This window comes from Sphingomonas sp. GW821-FHT02B09, from assembly GCF_059421875.1.
The window spans coordinates 963,931-980,883 of the sequence record NZ_JBWKVV010000001.1; the positions used below are offsets into that span (position 1 = coordinate 963,931).

Below are 16,953 nucleotides of genomic sequence, written 5' to 3' on the forward strand. Positions count from 1 at the left end.
GACAAGGGACCAAGTCGGACCGGCTTGGCGGCACGATATCGATTAGCGGGACAGCATGTTGGACACGGCACAGAAGGGTGGGCAAGCGAGCGCTTGGGACGTGGTGACCGAGCTCGGCGAGGCCGACGGCAGCGTGGCGCATCCGCATCTCAGCCTGCTCATCTCGCCCGCCGCCGCCTCGCGCGATCTGTCCGACGCGGTCCACGCGCTCTGCGCCGTCCACGGTGACCCGCCCGGTCTCGCGGTCGAGGCGCGCACCTTCTGCGTCCAGCCCGACGCCTGCGACTGGCTGACCGCGGTCGCCGACGCCTTCGTCGGGGAGCGCGGCTATATCGCCCGCCTCGCCGCCGCCGCCGGCCCCACCCCCTCGACGCCGGGCCAGGCCGAGACCGAGGCGGCGCTGATCGCCAGCCGCCACGCGCTCGAGACGCTCGCGCGCTCCGAACGCCGCGGGTGCGCGACCGGCGCGGTCGCCGCTTTGGTGCACGACTGGACGACGATCCGCCTGCTGCTCGATCACGCCGCCGAACGGTTCGGCGTCGAGCCGGTCCCCGCCGGCTTCCCGTCGCTCGCCGAGACCGCATCGAGCGTCACGATGCTCGGCGCGACGCTGGCCACCGAACGGGCGGTCCGCTTCGGCGCGCAGCAGTTGCTCGCGCAGCATCGCGCGTTGTGGGACCTGCTCGAAGCCCGCGCCAGCGCGCGCAACGGCTGAGCCGGCCCTCGCGTCGCTTGCGCGGCGCGACGCGATGCGCCAACCAGATTCCCGACACTCCACCGTCGGGAACGGCCATGAAGCGCTTCGAAGGCACGCAAAGCTATGTCGCGACCGACGACCTGAAGGTCGCGGTCAACGCCGCGGTGACGCTGCGCCGCCCCTTGCTGGTCAAGGGCGAGCCGGGCACCGGCAAGACCGTCCTCGCCTATGAGATCGCCAAGGCGACCGGTGCCGAACTGATCGAGTGGAACGTCAAGTCGACCACCAAGGCGCAGCAGGGCTTGTATGAATATGACGCGGTCGCCCGGCTGCGCGACGGCCAGCTCGGCGACGAACGCGTCCACGACATCGCCAATTACATCCGCCGCGGCAAATTGTGGGAGGCGTTCACCCGGCCGACCCCGCCGGTGCTGCTGATCGACGAGATCGACAAGGCGGACATCGAATTCCCAAACGACCTGTTGCAGGAACTCGATCGGATGGAATTCCACGTCTATGAGACGAAGGAGACGGTGCGCGCGGTCGAACGGCCGATCGTCGTCATCACCAGCAACAACGAGAAGGAGCTGCCCGACGCCTTCCTGCGCCGCTGCTTCTTCCATTACATCAAATTTCCCGATCGCGAGACGATGCAGGCGATCGTCGACGTCCACTTCCCGGGCATCCAGAAGATCCTGGTGAGCAAGGCGATGGACGTCTTCTACGAGGTCCGCGACGTGCCGGGCCTCAAGAAGAAGCCGAGTACCAGCGAATTGCTCGACTGGCTCAAGCTGCTGCTCCACGAGGACATGCCGCTTGACGTCCTCCAGAACCGCGACCCGACCAAGGCGATCCCGCCGCTGCACGGCGCGCTGCTGAAGAACGAACAGGACATCATGCTGTTCGAGCGGCTGGCGTTCATGGCCAAGCGGCAGCGCTGAGCCGCATACCACCACCCATCGTTCCGCCCCTGCAACGACCGGCAACTTTTTGCCGCTTGATCGCGCGTTAACCATGACTGCCAATCTGCCAGTCATCCGCAGTGACGTAACTCGCCCCAATGCGGGGCTTTTTTCCCAGATGCGGCCTGCTGGTCGCTGCCGCACAGGCGGCAATGCTTGCCGCCCCGCTCGGCGCGTCGGCCGGGCTGCTCGACTATGTCGGGCAGTGCGTGCCGTTCGCGCGTGCCGCATCGGGGATTGAGATCTACGGCGATGCCTGGACGTGGTGGAACCAGGCCGAGGGTCGCTACGACCGCGGCCATCGTCCGCGCCAGGGTTCGGTGATCGTCTTCGCCAAGACCGGCCGCCTGCCGCTCGGTCATGTCGCGGTGGTCAGCCGGGTCGTCGAGCGTCGCGTGCTGATGCTCACCCACGCCAATTGGTCGCGCCAGAACGGCAAGCGCGGCCATGCCGAACAGGACGTCACACTGTACGACGTATCGCCGGGCAACGACTGGAGCGAGGTCAAGGTCTGGTATCGCGATGTCGAGGGGCTCGGCGGCGGCATCTACCCGGTCAAGGGCTTCATCTATGGCGGCCACCCCTCGCCGCAACTCACCAGCCGCAACCCCGATTACGTCGGCGCGCTGATCGACGCCTACGTCCCCGGCGCCGGCCGGTAGACACGCGCCGCGGCACCCCTAAGATGCCGCCATGTTCCTCGCCTTCCTCGACGAGCTTCGCGCCGCCGGCATCCCGGCCAGCCTCAAGGAGCATCTCGTCCTGCTCGAGGCGCTCGACGCCGAGGTGATCGACCGCACGCCGGAAGCCTTCTACTATCTCGCCCGCGCCACCTATGTGAAGGACGAAGGGCTGCTCGACCGCTTCGACCAGGTCTTCGCCAAGGTCTTCCGCGGCATCGCCACCAGCTACGGCGCCGGGACGGCGGATCTGCCCCAAGACTGGCTGAAGGCGGTCGCCGAGCAATATCTCACCCCCGAGGAGATGGCGCGGATCGAATCGCTGGGCTCGTGGGACGAGATCATGGCGACGCTCAAACAGCGGCTCGCCGAACAGGAAGGGCGCCATCAGGGCGGCAGCAAATGGATCGGCACCGGCGGCACCAGCCCGTTCGGCAACGGCGGCTATAACCCCGAAGGCGTCCGCATCGGCGGCGAGAGCCGCCATCATCGCGCGATCAAGGTCTGGGACCAGCGCGAGTTCCGCAACCTCGATTCGACGCGCGAGCTCGGCACGCGCAACATCAAGGTCGCGCTGCGCCGCCTGCGCCGTTTCGCGCGCGAGGGCGCGGCCGACGAACTCGATATCGACGGTACGATCGACGGCACCGCACGCCAGGGCTGGCTTGACGTGCGGATGCGGCCCGAACGGCGCAATGCGGTCAAGCTGCTGCTGTTCCTCGACGTCGGCGGCTCGATGGACCCGTGGGTGACGCTGTGCGAGGAATTGTTCAGCGCCGCCACCGCCGAGTTCAAGAACCTCGAATTCTTCTACTTCCACAATTGTCCCTATGAAGGCGTGTGGAAGGACAATCGCCGGCGCTTTTCCGAACGCACGCCGCTGTGGGACGTGCTTCATAAATTCGGCCACGATTACAAGCTCGTCCTCGTCGGCGACGCATCGATGAGCCCGTATGAGATCAGCCATCCGGGCGGCTCGGTCGAACATAACAACGAAGAGGCGGGCGCGACGTGGATGCAGCGGCTGACCAACACCTATCCGGCCGCGGTGTGGCTCAATCCCCTCCCATCACCGCAATGGGGTTACAACCCGTCGATCCGCATGATCCGCGAACTGATGAGCGAGCGCATGTACCCGCTGACGCTAGTCGGGCTGGACGACGCGATGCGCGAACTGACCCGCAAACGGTAGCGCACGGTCGGCGTCTTTGATAGGATAGGTCCATATCGGGGAGACTCATGATGCGTTGCCTGCCGTTGCTCATCGCACTCGTTCCCACGCTTGCCGCGGCGCAGCCGACGAAGCCGAAGCCGCCGCTCGTCGAAAAATGCGAACGGCCGAGCACCCGACAGGTGTCCGGCGCGGTCAAGCCCGGCCTCCACAAGCTCGGCGAACTGCCGCCGGCCAAGCCGATCTACACCGTGGTCCGGGAGATCGACGGCTGCCCGACCCCGGTCAGCGTTCGCCCGCGCTGAAATCTCGGAACGCTTCGCGACCACATGCTCCGCGAAGGGCGAGTCCCTATCAGTGCTCCCGCGAAAGCGGGAGCCCGGGAGTCACGAGCGGCGTCAGGCGTTAGTCTGCTTAACCCTGGGTTCCCGCTTTCGCGGGAACACTGGCGGTGGCGTCAAGCAGAGCATCACTGAGCCAATCACTTCCAATGCGGCGTCCATGTCGTCCAACACAACACGCGCTACGGCCGGCTCACCACCCCACCGGTCAGCGGTGCCGCCACCCCGGTCGTCCCCGGAAAGCTGATCGGCAGGCCGCGCAACGTCCGCACCGCCATATAGGCGAAGCCCTCCGCCTCCATCGCATCGCCGTTCCAGCCCAGCGCATCGCTCGGCTCGGGCGTCAGCCCGGTCCGCTCGCCGATCATCCGCAGCAAGGTCGGGTTATGCCGGCCGCCGCCCGCGACGATCAGCCGCCGCGGCCGCGCCGGCAGGCGGTCGATCGCCTCGTTGACGCTCGCCGCGGTGAAGGCGGTCAGCGTCGCGGCACCGTCCGCCGCCGCCAGCCCGCGCGCCGGCTGAACGGTGAAATCGTTGCGATCGAGGCTCTTCGGCGGTGCCAGTTCGAAGAACGGATGGTCGAGCATCCCGGTCAGCACCGCCTCGTCGACCTGCCCCGCCGCCGCCAGCGCACCGTCCGCGTCGAAGCGCGCGCCGGTCTCCGCCTCGACCCAGCTATCGATCAGCCCGTTCGCCGGCCCGGTATCGAAGGCGACGAGCGTCCCGTCCGCGCCGACGAAGGTGATATTCCCCACCCCGCCGAGATTGAGCACCGCCACCGGTTTCTCCAGCCCCGCGGCCAGCGCGGCATGATAGACCGGCAGCAACGGCGCGCCCTGCCCGCCCGCGGCGACGTCGGCGCTGCGGAAGTCGCCGACCACCGCGATCCCCGTCGCCCGCGCCAGCACCGCGCCGTCGCCGATCTGCCACGTCCAGCCGCGATCGGGGCGATGCGCGACGGTCTGGCCGTGATAGCCGATCACCCCGACGTCCGCCGCCTCGACGCCCGCCTCGCGCAGCAATTTGTGGACGGCGAAGGCATGCGTCCGGTCGATCAGCTCGCCTGCCGCGACCAGATCGGGGCTCGCCCGCGGCCGGTCGAAGGTCAGCGCCAGCGTCGTCGCCGCGGCGAGCTGCGCGCGCGCCGCATCCGAATAGGCCTCGCCGCGAAACGCCAAGGCGCGCACCTGTCCCTCGCCATCGGTCTCGATCAGCGCCGCATCGATCCCGTCGAGCGACGTTCCGGACATCAACCCTATTGCCAGCATCAAACGTCACTCCCCTGCTGCCGCTGTGCCGCCTGCCCCCGCCGGTGTCGAGCGACGAACGACGCCGGACACGGCACCATCTGGCAAAAGCGCGGCGAAACGCCTATGTGCGCCTCTCTCATGGCAACTCGTCTCCCCTCCCCGCCGCGCGTCGGCATGGTGTCGCTCGGCTGTCCCAAGAATCTGGTCGACAGCGAACGTATCCTCACGCAGCTGCGCGCCGACGGCTATCAGATGTCCGCCGATTACGCCGGCGCCGACGTCGTGCTGGTCAACACCTGCGGCTTCCTCGATTCGGCGAAGGAGGAAAGCCTCGAGGCGATCGGCGAGGCGATCGCCGAGAACGGCCGCGTCATCGTCACCGGCTGCATGGGCAAGGAGGCCGAGGTGATCCGCGCCCGCTTCCCGCAGGTGCTCGCGGTCACCGGCGCGCATCAGTACGAACAGGTCGTCGAGGCGGTGCACGAGGCGGCGCCCGCCAACCTCTCGCCCTATATCGACCTGATCCCCGACGCCGGGCTCAAGCTGACGCCGCGCCATTACAGCTATCTGAAGATCTCGGAGGGCTGCAACCACCGCTGCTCCTTCTGCATCATCCCGAGCCTGCGCGGCGATCTCGTCAGCCGCCGCCCCGACGCGATCCTGCGCGAGGCGGAAAAGCTCGTCGCCGCCGGCACGCGCGAACTGCTCGTCATCAGCCAGGACACCAGCGCCTATGGCATCGACATCCGCAAGGAGCCGCGGCTGTGGAAGGGGCAGGAGGTCGTGCCGCACATGACCGACCTCGCCCGCGAGCTCGGCAGGATCGCCCCCTGGGTCCGCCTCCACTACGTCTATCCCTATCCGCACGTCGATCAGGTCATCCCGCTGATGGCCGAGGGGCTGGTGCTTCCCTATCTCGACATCCCGTTCCAGCATGCCGCGCCGTCGGTGCTCAAGCGGATGAAGCGCCCCGGCAACGACGCCAAGGTCCTGAGCCGCATCCATCAGTGGCGCGAGATCTGCCCGGACATCGCGATCCGCTCGACCTTCGTCGTCGGCTTCCCCGGCGAGACCGAGGCGGACTTCGAATACCTGCTCGACTGGCTCGACGAGGCGCAGCTCGACCGCGTCGGCGCATTCCGCTTCGAGCCGGTCGAGGGCGCCGCCGCCAACCTCCTGCCCGATCACGTGCCGGAGGAGGTGAAGGAGGAGCGCTACCAGCGGATCATGGCCAAGACCGCCGCGATCAGCGCCGCCAAGCTCGCCGCGAAGATCGGCCGCACCCTCCCCGTCATCATCGACGAAGTGGGTGAGGAAGGCGCCACCGGCCGCAGCCAGGCCGACGCCCCCGAAATCGACGGCCAGGTCTTCCTGCGCGACGCCGCACACCTCGCGGTCGGCGACATCGTCCCGGTGGCGATCGAGGACGCCGACGAACACGATCTGTACGGCGTGCCGGTTTGACGCGAGGCGGTTCGGGTCCTCTCCCGTTGCGCGGTCAACGTCGCGGGAGAGGACGGATGGCTAGGGTCGATGCAGAACGACGTCGAACCCTTCCTCGGGTGTTGGCGGAACGAAATGCTTCGTGATTTGCGCGAAATCATCGTCGCTCACGGTAAATTCGTGCGTGCCGTCGTCATTCCGCCGGCGTAACCGGGATTTGCAGACGTCATCCGGAACGTCGAGATAATGAAGTTGGTGAGCACAGCCCGCCTCTTCGAACACGGCGCGCATCCATGCCCGGCTTGCCGGTGTATTCGCCGGAAAGTCCAACACCACGGATAATCCCGCCCGCAACAGATCGACCAGATGCGCGCGTATCGCATCGCGCAGCCGCGCTGCGTTCCGAACATAGTCGGCAAGACTGTTCTGCTCGCCCGGATACAGGCGTGCCAGCCAGTAATCTTCCTTCACCACAACCGTGTGGGGCTGTTTTCCTAGAGCACCGGTAAGCGTGGATTTCCCGGCAGCGATCTTGCCGCACACGAGGTGCAGCGTCGGTTGTTCCAAAGACATGGTTCGATACCCTTCGCAGATGCACGCAGCATCGTGATAGTCACAAGCGGATAGACCCGGCCCGACGCATCAGGCCGGGTGGTTAATTCGTCCGCTGTTCGCAATCGCGATGGGAATGACGAAAGGCATGGCACGAAGATGCCACCCCTCCTGTCGCTAGTCCAGCGTGAGATGGCATCGATGGTCGTCGTTCGACCCACGACGGTGCCGCTTCCCGATATCACCGTAGGACACCGCCAGCCGCGCTCGACGCCCGCGCGCCGATTTCACTTTCGCCAGACCACCCGGATGTGGCAGCCTTCCGCGATGCTTCAAAAGACGCTCGCGACGCTCGCTCTCCTTCTCACCGCCAGCCCCCTCGCCGCCCAGACGCTCACCCCCGCCGAACAGACCGCGGTCGACAAGGTCGTCGCCGATGCGCTCGCCACCACCGGCACGCCCTCGGCGCAGGTCGCGATCGTCCGCGGCGGGCGGATCGTGCTGACCAAGGCCTATGGCAAGCAATCGGACCGCGACGCCGCACGCCCCGACGCGCCCTATCAGATCGCCTCCATCTCGAAGCAGTTCACCGCCGCCGCGCTGCTGCTGCTCGAGGACGACGGCAAAGTGTCGCTGGACGACACCGTCGCCAAATGGCTGCCGGGGATCAGCGGCGGCGATCGGATCACCATCCGCCAGTTGCTAAGCCACACCTCGGGCCTGCAGGATTACTGGCCGCAGGATTACAGCTTCAAGGCGATGGAGACGCCGACCACGCCGCAGGCGATCGTCGATCGCTGGGCGAAGAAGCCGCTCGACTTCGCCCCCGGCACGCAATGGCAATATTCCAACACCGGCTATGTCGTCGCCGGCCTGATCGCCGAAAAGGCCGCGGGCGAGCCGTTGCTGACCCTCCTCGAACGCCGCGTCTTCAAGCCGCTCGGCATCACCGCGATCGATCAAGACAAGGCGATCGGCGCCCGTTTCCCCTCGGGCTATCACCGCAACGCGCTCGGCCCGGTCCGCGTCGCGCGTCCCGCCGCCGACGGCTGGCTCTATGCCGCGGGTGAGCTGTCGATGAGCGCCGGCGACCTCGCCAAATGGGACGTGGCGCGTCTGAACCGCGGCCTGCTCCCCGCCGACGACTGGGCAGCGCAGGAGAAGCCGGTGCTGCTCGCCGACGGCAGCACCACCAATTACGGCCTCGGCGTCAGCCTCGGTAAGCGCGCCGGCCAGCCCTATGTCGAGCATAGCGGCGAGGCGGTCGGTTTCCTGTCGGAGAATATCGTCTATCCCGAGCAGAAAGCGGCGATCGTCGTGTTGACCAACGCCGATTTCGGCAACGCCTTCGTCAGCATCGCGCAGGGCATCGCCAAGGTCGTCCTTCCCGCCGATGCCGACGCCACCGAGGCGGCGAAGACCAAAGCGGCGCGCGCAATGTTCGACGCACTGCGCGGCGGCACCCTCGACCGCTCGCTGCTCACCGCCAACGCCTCTTATTATTTCACGCCGCAGGTGCTCGCCGACTATCGCACCAGCCTGTCCGCGCTCGGCGTACCGACCAGCTTCGAGAAAGCGGGACAGACGCAATTGCGCGGCGGCTTCGTCCAGCGCCGCTACACCGTCACCTATCCCGACCGGAAGCTGTCGATCGGCACCTTCGCCGAGCCCGACGGCACCGAGCGCTACGAGCAATTCCTCGTCAGCCCGGCGACCTGATATGCCCGACACCCTGCTCCAGCCCGACCGCGGCCAGCCCGCCCGCCCCATCGCGCTGATCGCGCCTGACGCCTATGACGCATGGCTCGCCGCCCAGCCGCCACGCGTTCGCACCGCGCTCGCCGCGCAACGCTTCACCGGCAAGTCCGGTAGCCACGCCATCTACGCCGACGAGGACGTGCAGGCGATCGTCGTCGCCGCCGCAGCCGACGTCTGGACGCTGGCGAAGCTCGCCGAGGCGCTCCCCGCCGGCACCTATCGCGTCGGCGGTGCGATCGGCCCCGCCGCGCTCGGCTGGCTGCTCGGCCAATATCGCTTCGACCGCTATCGCAAGGCGGACGACACCGGCGCGCGCATCCTCCTGACGCAGGACGCCGCAGGTATCGAGGAGACCTTGCGCATAGCCGCTGCGACCGGCTGGGTGCGCGATCTCGTCAACACCGGCGCGGGCGACCTCGGCCCCGCCGAGCTGGAAGCCGCCGCCGAACGGCTGGCGCGCGATCATCAAGCGAGCGTCACCATCACTCGCGGCGACGCGCTCGCCACCGGCTATCCGCTGATCCACGCGGTCGGACAGGCGGCGGTCAAGGAGCGCGCGCCGCGGCTGATCGAGCTCGAATGGGGCGACCCCGCGCATCCGCGCATCGCCTTGGTCGGCAAGGGCGTGGTCTTCGATACCGGCGGGCTCGACATCAAGCCATCGGCCGGCATGCGGCTGATGAAGAAGGATATGGGCGGTGCGGCGCATGCGCTGGCGCTCGCCAGCCTCGTCATGGCGGCGCGGCTGCCGGTGCGCCTGCACCTGCTGATCCCGGCGGTAGAGAATGCGATCGCCGGCAATGCCTTCCGCCCGGGCGACGTGCTGCGCAGCCGCCTCGGCCCGACGATCGAGAACACCAACACCGACGCAGAAGGACGGCTGATCCTCGCCGATGCGCTCACCCGCGCCGGGGAGGCGCATCCCGAGCTGATCCTCGACTTCGCGACGCTGACCGGCGCGGCGCGCGTCGCGCTCGGCCCCGATTTGCCGCCGCTGTTCACCGACGACGAGACGCTCGCGGCAGACCTGCTCGCCGCCGGCACCGCGCTCGACGACCCGCTGTGGCGATTGCCGCTGTGGGACGGCTATGACGAGATGCTCAAGTCGGACATCGCCGACATGGTCAACGCCCCTGACGGTGGCTTCGCCGGCGCGATCACCGCCGCGCTGTTCCTCCGCCGTTTCGTGCCGAAGGACACGATCTGGGCGCATATGGACGTCTTCGCCTGGCGCCCCTCCGCCAAACCGGGTCGTCCGAAGGGCGGCGACGCTTATGCGCTGCGCGCCTGCTACGCGCTGCTCAAACGGCGCTATGGCACGCGGTGAGCGTCACCCGCCGCGATCCGCCCCACTCGAGCCGTATCGCCAACTGGTATGACGGCGCGGACCTGCTCGATTGCTATGCCGCGCCGCTGCCGCCCGGGCATGACGGCGATATCCGCACGATCGCGCGGGCGATCCTCGATCGGCCGAGCTGGTGGTTCCGCGCGCTGCTGGGGATACGCGACGGTTTCGCCCGCAGCGCCGGCCTGCAAACCACAGGCGATATCCGCCGCGCGGTTTCCGCCGAGACGCGCGTCGCCTTCTTCCCGATCCGCGCCCAATCGGCGGACGAGATCATCCTCGGCGAAGACGACCGGCACCTGGATTTCCGCCTCTCGCTGCTGGCGGAGCGCGGCGCGGACGGGGCCGCCACCGTGTTCGCCACGACGGTGGTCCATTGTCGCAACCGGCTCGGCCGTGCCTATCTCGCCGCGATAACGCCATTCCACCATCTCGTCGTCCGATCGAGCCTCGGACGCGCGGAAGCCGCCGGCTTCGTCGCCGACTGACCTTCCGATTTTGATCGCAAGCAACGGGATGCCGACGGCTCGCCCGCAGCGCAGATACAGCTCCACTTGAGAGGAGCCATCCATGTCCTTCCGTATCCTAGGCCTCGACCCGGCACCGTTCCGTCCCCTCGTCGGCCTGTCCGATGCCGCACTGGCGGCGCGGGGCGCGCGACGGTATGTCGTCGATGCGGACCCCGGCTTCCCCGACCGGATAGAGGTGCGCGATCTGGCGATCGGCGAAACCGCCATCCTGCTCAACTACGAACACCAGCCGGCCGACACGCCCTATCGCGCACGCCATGCCATCTTCATCGGCGAACGCGCGACGCAGGCGCTCGATCAGGTCGATGTCGTGCCGGAGGCGCTCCGCCGCCGCCCGATATCGCTGCGCGCCTTCACCGCGGCGGGGGAAATGACCGATGCCGATCTCGTCGATGGCGTGCACCTCGCCCCTCTGATCGACCGGATGCTGGCGGATCCGGCGGTCGCCTGCCTCCACGCGCATTATGCCAAGCGGGGATGCTACGCCGCCCGCATCGTCCGCGCCTAGCGATCGATCGTCGGCGGATCGATGTCCCATTGCTGGTCGCGCAGCACCGTCGAACGCACCGGCCGCCCGGCCGCATCGCGCCACGGATCGTAGCGGAAGCGCTTCTCGATCGCCGCACAGGTCACCTGATCCATCAGCGCACTGCCGCTCGATCGCGCGATCGTGCAGCCGGTGACGCGGCCGTTGGTTTCGACGCGATAGCGGACGCCGACGACGCCGCGAAAGCCGGTGTCGAGGATCGCGTCAGGGATGTCCGATCCCTTGATCCGGCCGCTGACCAGCCGCGGCACCTTTTCCCAGCCGCTGCCGTCGCCATCGCCGTCGCCGCCCGCGCCATTGCCGTCGCCGATCCCGCCGGCGCCGGTGCCCGGCCCCGCCCGGTCGGATGCGCCGGAGGTCGCCTGCGCGCCGATATTGGGCAGCGGCGCGACGACGATCGGCGGCGGCGGCACAATCTGGACGATCGGCACCGGCGCGGTGACCTCGGTCGCCTTGGAGCGGAGATTGGGCGGCGCCGCCCGGCCGCTCGGCCGGTTGACCCGCTTGGGCGGCGGTATGACGCGCTCCGGCGGCGGCGGCTCGGGCGCGACGGTGAAGGTGGCCAGCGCGCTCTGCATCGGCGTGACGCCGCCCCGGAAGGCGAGCCCGAGCCACAAGGCATAGCCGAGCGCCGCCACGATGACGGCGGTCAGAGCGGCGGCGCCGAGCCGTTCGCGTAGGGGAGCAGGCGCGATCACGATGGCAAGATGATGCCGCACCCCGCCTTTCGCAACGCTGACCGGGGTTCGGCGACCGCTCGCGCGTGCTACACCCCGGCCGCCGCCTCGATGATCGGCACGAACTTCGCGGCGGTCAGGCTCGCCCCGCCGACCAGCGCTCCGTCGACATTGTCGCAGGCGAGGATCGTCGCGGCATTCTCCCCGGTCACCGATCCACCGTACAGGATGCGCACGCCGTCGGCGGCATCGCCGATCAGCGTGCGCAGCTTGGCGCGGGCGATCGCGTGGATCGCGCAAATCTGCTCCAGCGTCGGCGTGCGGCCCGTGCCGATCGCCCAGCGCGGTTCGTAGGCGAGCGTGAACCAGCTGCCATCGGCATTGTCGGGCACCGACTTCTCGATCTGCGCCTGCACCACGCGTTCGGCGCGGTCGGCGTCGCGCTCCGCCTCGGTCTCGCCGCAGCAGGAGATGACGTGCAGCCCTTGGCGCCGCGCCGCCGCCGCCTTCGCCCAGGCATCGTGGCTGGTCTCGCCCTGGTCCATCCGTCGCTCGCTGTGGCCGACGATGGTGAAGCGCGCGCCCGCCTCGGCGACCATCGCGGCCGAGACGCAACCGGTATGCGCGCCGCTGTCCGCCTCGTGCACGTCCTCCGCGCCGATCAGCAGCCCCGGTGCCCGTTCCGCCGCGGGCGCGATCAGCGTGAACGGCACCGCGACCATCACGTCGACGCCCGGCGCGCCGGCCGCCGCCGCCGCGATGCCGTCGAGTTCGGCGAGCGCGGCACGCGATCCGTTCATCTTCCAATTGCCCGCCACCAGCTTGCGCCGCGTCATCCGACCTCCTGTTTTACATGTTCAACAAACTGTGCCCGCCCGCGCGCTTGATGGCAAGCCGCTGCGCCCCTAAAGACGCTGCACTTCAAGAGGGACGATCGGCCTTTTCATGCTCAGCTTTTTCCGCCGGATCATCAATTCCAAGGCCGGCATCGTCGTCACCTTCATCGTCCTCGGCGTGATCGCGCTCGCCTTCGCGGCGGGCGACATCACCGGCTTGGCGGGGAATGGCACCAGCCTGTCGGGCAACAGCGTCGCCACCGTCGGCGGCCAGAAGGTCACCGCCACCGAGCTGCGCGGCCGCGTCCAGACCGAGCTGCAGGCGGCATCGCAGGAGGCCGCCCGCCAGCAGCAGCCGGCGCCGACGATGCAGCAACTGCTCGACCAGGGCGGATTGCAGGCGACGCTCGACCGGACGATCAACGGCCTCGCGCTCGAAGCGTTCGGGCGCGGCCAGCATATGATCGTCAGCAAGCGCTCGGTCGACGGCGTGATCGCCAGCATCCCCGGCCTGCGCGGCCCCAACGGCCAGTTCGACCCCGCCAATTACCAGCGCCTGCTCGCCGACCAGAAGCTCACCGACGCGCAGGTCCGCACCGACATCGCCCGCGACATCATCGCGCAGCAGCTCATGCTGCCGACGCAGGGCGCGACGCAGGTGCCGATGAAGGTCGCGCTGCCCTACGCCTCGCTGATGCTCGAAAAGCGCTCGGGGCAGGTCGCCTTCGTCCCCGCCAAGGCCGTCGACACCGGCCCGGCGCCGACCGACGCCGAGCAGCAGGCCTTCTATCGCCGCAACATCCAGCGCTACACCGTGCCCGAGCGGCGCGTCGTCCGCTATGCGGTGGTGACGCCGGAGCAGGTCAAGGCGCGCGCGGTGCCGACCGACGCCGAGATCGCCGCCGCCTACAATCAGCAGCGCAGCCGCTTCGCCGCCGCCGAGAAGCGCGACATCAGCCAGGTGGTCGTCGCCGATCAGGCGGGGGCCAATGCGCTCGCCGCCAAGGTGAAGGCCGGCACGCCGATCGCCGATGCCGCACGCGCCGCCGGGCTGGAGCCCGCGGTGCAGACCGGTCTCACCAAGCCGGCCTATGCCGCCACGAGCAGCGCGGGTATCGCCGACGCCGCCTTCGCCGCGCCCAGCGGCGGGGTAATCGGCCCGGTGCGGGGTCCGCTCGGCTGGGTCGTTGCCCGCGTCGAGAAGATCGAACAGGTGCCGGGCAAGACGCTCGAACAGGCGAAGCCGGAACTCGTCGCCGAATTGTCGACGCGCAAGCTGCAACAGGCCCTCGCCGACGTGCACGATTCGCTCGACACCGCGCTCGGCAAGAACGCCACCTTCGACGAGGCCGTCGCCGACCAGAAGCTCAGCGCGCAGACCACGCCGCCGTTGCTCGCCAACGGCACCAACCCCGACGCCCCGGCGGCACGGCCCGACCCGGCGGTGGCGCCGATCGTCGCCGCCGCCTTCCAGATGGCGGAGGGTGATCCGGCGCAGTTGGTGCCGGTCGGCCAGGACGGCGGCTTTGCGGTCGTCGCGATCGGTCGCGTCGTCCGCGCCGCGCCGCGGCCGCTCGATCAGGTGAAGACGCAGGTGATCGCCGACGTCACCGCCGATCGCGCACGCACCGCCGCGCGCAAGCTGGCGACGGATATCCTCGCCAAGGTCAACAAGGGCACGCCTTTGGCGCAGGCGATGGCCGCCTCGGGCCGCGCGCTGCCGCCGGTGCAGACCGCCGGCGCCAGCCGTGCGCAGCTCGCCGCGGCGCAGGGCAACGTCCAGCCGCCGCTCGCGCTGCTCTTCTCGATGGCGAAGGGCAATGCCAAGCTGCTGGAGGCGCCGAACAACGCCGGCTGGCTGATCGTCAAGCTCGATACGATCGTTCCCGGCAATGCCGCCGGCACGCCCGCCGCCGTCGCTGGCGCACGCGGTAGCATCGCCCGCGTCGTCGGCCGCGAATATGCCGAGCAATTCGCGCGCGCGGTCCGCAATGCGGTCGGCGTCAAGACCGATGCCGCGGCGCTGGCACGCGTCCGCGCCGATCTCGCCGGCAACACCGGCGGCAATTGAGATGACGGCGACGACCGCCGCCGTCGAGACGCTCGCCGCCGGTCGCCCGGCGTTCGTCTGGCGGCGGCAGGTCGCCGACACCGAAACGCCGGTCGCCGCCGCGCTCAAGCTGATCGAGCCAGGGCGCGGCGACTATCTGCTCGAATCGGTCGAAGGCGGCGCGACACGCGGGCGACACAGCCTGATCGGCCTCGCCCCCAACCTCGTCTTCCGCGCGCACGGCGATACCGCCGAGATCAACCGACATTGGGCCACCGACCGCGACGCTTTCGTACCGACCGGCGTCCCGACGCTCGAGGCGCTGCGCAAGCTGGTCGCCGAATGCCGGGGCGACGTGCCCGCCGAACTGCCCAAGGCGCTCGCCTGCCTCGTCGGCTATTTCGGTTATGAGACGATCCGACTGGTCGAACGGCTCGACGCGCCCGCCGCCGATCCGCTCGGCCTGCCCGACATGCTGTTCGTCCGCCCGACGGTGATCTGCGTGTTCGACCGGCTCGCCGACGCGCTCTATCTCGTCGCGCCGGTGTGGCCCGATGCGGCACACGACCCGGCGAAGCTCGTCGCCGATGCGGAGGAACGGCTCGACGGCGTCGCCGCCCGCCTCGCCAATACGCCGCTGCCCGCACCGGTACAGGCGGTCCCGGACGATCTCGCTTATACCCCGGCGATCCCGCCTGCGGATTACGCCCGCATGGTGGCGCGCGCGCAGGCCTATATCGCTGCCGGCGACATCTTCCAGGTGGTGCTGGCGCAGCGCTTTTCGGCGCCGTTCGCGCTGCCGCCGTTCGAGCTGTACCGCAGCCTCCGCCGGATCAACCCGTCGCCCTTCCTCTACCATCTCGACCTGCCCGGCTTCGCGCTGATCGGGTCGAGCCCGGAGATCCTCGTCCGCGTCCGCGACGGCGAGGTCACCATTCGCCCGATCGCCGGCACCCGTCCCCGCGGCAAGACCGCCGCCGAGGACGAGAGCAACCGCGACAGCCTGCTTGCCGATCCCAAGGAACGCGCCGAGCATCTCATGCTGCTCGATCTCGGTCGCAACGATGTCGGCCGGTCCTCCGCGCCCGGCTCTGTGCGGGTGACGGCGAGCTATGGGATCGAGCTGTACAGCCATGTCATGCACATCGTCTCGAACGTCGTCGGGGTTCTGTCGCCCTCCGCCGATGCGATCGACGCGCTGCTCGCCGGATTTCCGGCCGGCACGGTCAGCGGCGCCCCCAAGGTGCGTGCCTGCCAGATCATCGCCGAGCTCGAACCCGAACGCCGCGGCGCCTATGCCGGTGGTGTCGGCTATTTCTCGCCCGACGGCTCGATGGACAGCTGCATCGTATTGCGCACCGCGGTGGTGAAGGACGGCACCATCCACGCGCAGGCCGGCGCCGGCATCGTCGCCGACAGCGATCCCGCGTCGGAACAGCGCGAATGCGAGGCCAAGGCCGGCGCCATCCTCGCCGCCGCGCGCGATGCGGTCAGCCGCGCCGCCGAAGGCGGCTTCGGCCAGTAACCGCCGCCGCGTCGAGGCGCGGCGGCAGAGGATTAGCGATCAGGGCACCGAAGCATCGGCATCCTGCTTGGCGCGGCGTTCCGCCGCCCATTGGCGGTTGGTCGCCAGCGCACAGCCGCTCTGACCGCCGGTGCCGACCGGCGAACAGGTGTCGGGAAGGCCGCCGGCAGCCCGGCCGACCTGGTCCATCGTCGCGGCGCGATTGCCCCATGCCTGGTTCTTGGCCGGGATCGGACCGCTGTCGCGGAACTGCTTGGGGATGCGATAGGGCTGTTCGAGCGTCGAGCAGATGACGATCTCGGTATCGCTGCTTTGCGGGCATTTCTGGCCGACGCCGAGCGTGACCGCACGCACGCGCTGCGGCGGCGTGCCCGACCCTGCCGTATCCGCCACCGGCGCGCTCTGCGCACCGGCAACCGCGGGCAACGCGATCAAAGCGGCAATCATCAACGGGCGGAACATGGCATGCGTCTCCTTTGCGACTTCAACGTGCAGGCGACGCAGTTTCTCCCGGCGCGCGACACGGAGCGGTTATAAGCGCCCGCAGATTGCTACAGGATTGCCGGGACGCAACAGGCGTTGCACCGGC

The 16,953-nt window shown here is 69.0% G+C and carries 17 protein-coding genes; 12 read left to right on the plus strand and 5 right to left on the minus strand.

Features of this window, described 5'->3' with window-relative positions; genetic code table 11:
• Positions 1-55 precede the first annotated feature (55 nt).
• The 5 genes from AC07U4_RS04425 (at position 56) to AC07U4_RS04445 (ending at position 3,815) form a co-directional block, all read left to right on the plus strand.
• The gene (locus AC07U4_RS04425; protein WP_495179997.1) at positions 56-715 is read left to right on the plus strand and encodes a DUF6975 family protein; all 660 of its coding nucleotides are present in this window, start codon (positions 56-58) and stop codon (positions 713-715) included.
• Positions 716-792: 77 nt separating this feature from the next.
• Positions 793-1,638, plus strand: coding sequence for an AAA family ATPase (locus tag AC07U4_RS04430; RefSeq protein ID WP_137897009.1), 846 nt, complete (start codon positions 793-795; stop codon positions 1,636-1,638).
• Between the two features lie 119 nt (positions 1,639-1,757).
• On the plus strand, positions 1,758-2,321 hold the full coding sequence (locus tag AC07U4_RS04435; RefSeq protein ID WP_137897008.1) for a CHAP domain-containing protein: 564 nt from the start codon (positions 1,758-1,760) through the stop codon (positions 2,319-2,321).
• Positions 2,322-2,352: 31 nt separating this feature from the next.
• On the plus strand, positions 2,353-3,531 hold the full coding sequence (locus AC07U4_RS04440; protein WP_495194573.1) for a vWA domain-containing protein: 1,179 nt from the start codon (positions 2,353-2,355) through the stop codon (positions 3,529-3,531).
• Between the two features lie 47 nt (positions 3,532-3,578).
• Positions 3,579-3,815, plus strand: coding sequence for a hypothetical protein (locus tag AC07U4_RS04445; protein ID WP_495194574.1), 237 nt, complete (start codon positions 3,579-3,581; stop codon positions 3,813-3,815).
• A 218-nt stretch (positions 3,816-4,033) separates the two neighbouring features.
• Here AC07U4_RS04445 and AC07U4_RS04450 read toward each other — a convergent pair whose 3' ends face one another.
• Complete coding sequence (locus tag AC07U4_RS04450) at positions 4,034-5,119, minus strand: anhydro-N-acetylmuramic acid kinase (protein WP_495195012.1); 1,086 nt, start codon at positions 5,117-5,119, stop codon at positions 4,034-4,036.
• A gap of 120 nt (positions 5,120-5,239) precedes the next feature.
• Here AC07U4_RS04450 and rimO point away from each other — a divergent pair, with 120 nt between their 5' ends.
• Positions 5,240-6,565 (plus strand): 30S ribosomal protein S12 methylthiotransferase RimO, encoded by a 1,326-nt coding sequence (rimO, locus tag AC07U4_RS04455; RefSeq protein WP_495194575.1) that lies wholly within the window; start codon positions 5,240-5,242, stop codon positions 6,563-6,565.
• Between the two features lie 60 nt (positions 6,566-6,625).
• Here rimO and AC07U4_RS04460 read toward each other — a convergent pair whose 3' ends face one another.
• Complete coding sequence (locus AC07U4_RS04460) at positions 6,626-7,117, minus strand: P-loop nucleotide/nucleoside kinase family protein (protein WP_495194576.1); 492 nt, start codon at positions 7,115-7,117, stop codon at positions 6,626-6,628.
• A gap of 288 nt (positions 7,118-7,405) precedes the next feature.
• Between AC07U4_RS04460 and AC07U4_RS04465 the strand changes: the two genes are divergently transcribed.
• The 4 genes from AC07U4_RS04465 (at position 7,406) to AC07U4_RS04480 (ending at position 11,237) form a co-directional block, all read left to right on the plus strand.
• Complete coding sequence (locus tag AC07U4_RS04465; RefSeq protein ID WP_495195013.1) at positions 7,406-8,815, plus strand: serine hydrolase domain-containing protein; 1,410 nt, start codon at positions 7,406-7,408, stop codon at positions 8,813-8,815.
• A gap of 1 nt (position 8,816) precedes the next feature.
• The gene (locus AC07U4_RS04470; RefSeq protein WP_495179991.1) at positions 8,817-10,181 is read left to right on the plus strand and encodes a leucyl aminopeptidase family protein; all 1,365 of its coding nucleotides are present in this window, start codon (positions 8,817-8,819) and stop codon (positions 10,179-10,181) included.
• Positions 10,178-10,687, plus strand: a complete 510-nt coding sequence (locus AC07U4_RS04475; RefSeq protein ID WP_495194577.1) for a DUF2867 domain-containing protein — start codon at positions 10,178-10,180, stop codon at positions 10,685-10,687. The genes AC07U4_RS04470 and AC07U4_RS04475 overlap by 4 nt, the downstream gene beginning before the upstream one ends.
• A gap of 82 nt (positions 10,688-10,769) precedes the next feature.
• On the plus strand, positions 10,770-11,237 hold the full coding sequence (locus AC07U4_RS04480) for a DUF1203 domain-containing protein (RefSeq protein ID WP_495194578.1): 468 nt from the start codon (positions 10,770-10,772) through the stop codon (positions 11,235-11,237).
• Here the strand turns inward: AC07U4_RS04480 and AC07U4_RS04485 are convergent.
• Both AC07U4_RS04485 and tpiA read right to left on the minus strand, forming a co-directional pair.
• Positions 11,234-11,995 carry an energy transducer TonB gene (locus AC07U4_RS04485; protein ID WP_495194579.1) on the minus strand — a complete coding sequence of 254 codons (762 nt, stop codon included), beginning with the start codon at positions 11,993-11,995 and terminating at the stop codon, positions 11,234-11,236. The two genes, AC07U4_RS04480 and AC07U4_RS04485, sit on opposite strands and share 4 nt — an antisense overlap.
• A 47-nt stretch (positions 11,996-12,042) precedes the next feature.
• Positions 12,043-12,789 (minus strand): triose-phosphate isomerase, encoded by a 747-nt coding sequence (tpiA, locus tag AC07U4_RS04490; RefSeq protein ID WP_038660224.1) that lies wholly within the window; start codon positions 12,787-12,789, stop codon positions 12,043-12,045.
• A gap of 109 nt (positions 12,790-12,898) precedes the next feature.
• Here tpiA and AC07U4_RS04495 point away from each other — a divergent pair, with 109 nt between their 5' ends.
• Positions 12,899-14,860 (plus strand): peptidylprolyl isomerase, encoded by a 1,962-nt coding sequence (locus AC07U4_RS04495; protein ID WP_038660226.1) that lies wholly within the window; start codon positions 12,899-12,901, stop codon positions 14,858-14,860.
• A gap of 1 nt (position 14,861) precedes the next feature.
• Entirely contained in the window at positions 14,862-16,364 is a 1,503-nt protein-coding gene (trpE, locus tag AC07U4_RS04500) for an anthranilate synthase component I (protein ID WP_495194580.1), read from the plus strand.
• A 39-nt stretch (positions 16,365-16,403) separates the two neighbouring features.
• Here the strand turns inward: trpE and AC07U4_RS04505 are convergent, their stop codons facing one another.
• Positions 16,404-16,826: a hypothetical protein gene (locus tag AC07U4_RS04505; RefSeq protein ID WP_038660231.1), complete on the minus strand. Its 423-nt coding sequence runs from the start codon at positions 16,824-16,826 to the stop codon at positions 16,404-16,406.
• Positions 16,827-16,953 lie beyond the last annotated feature (127 nt).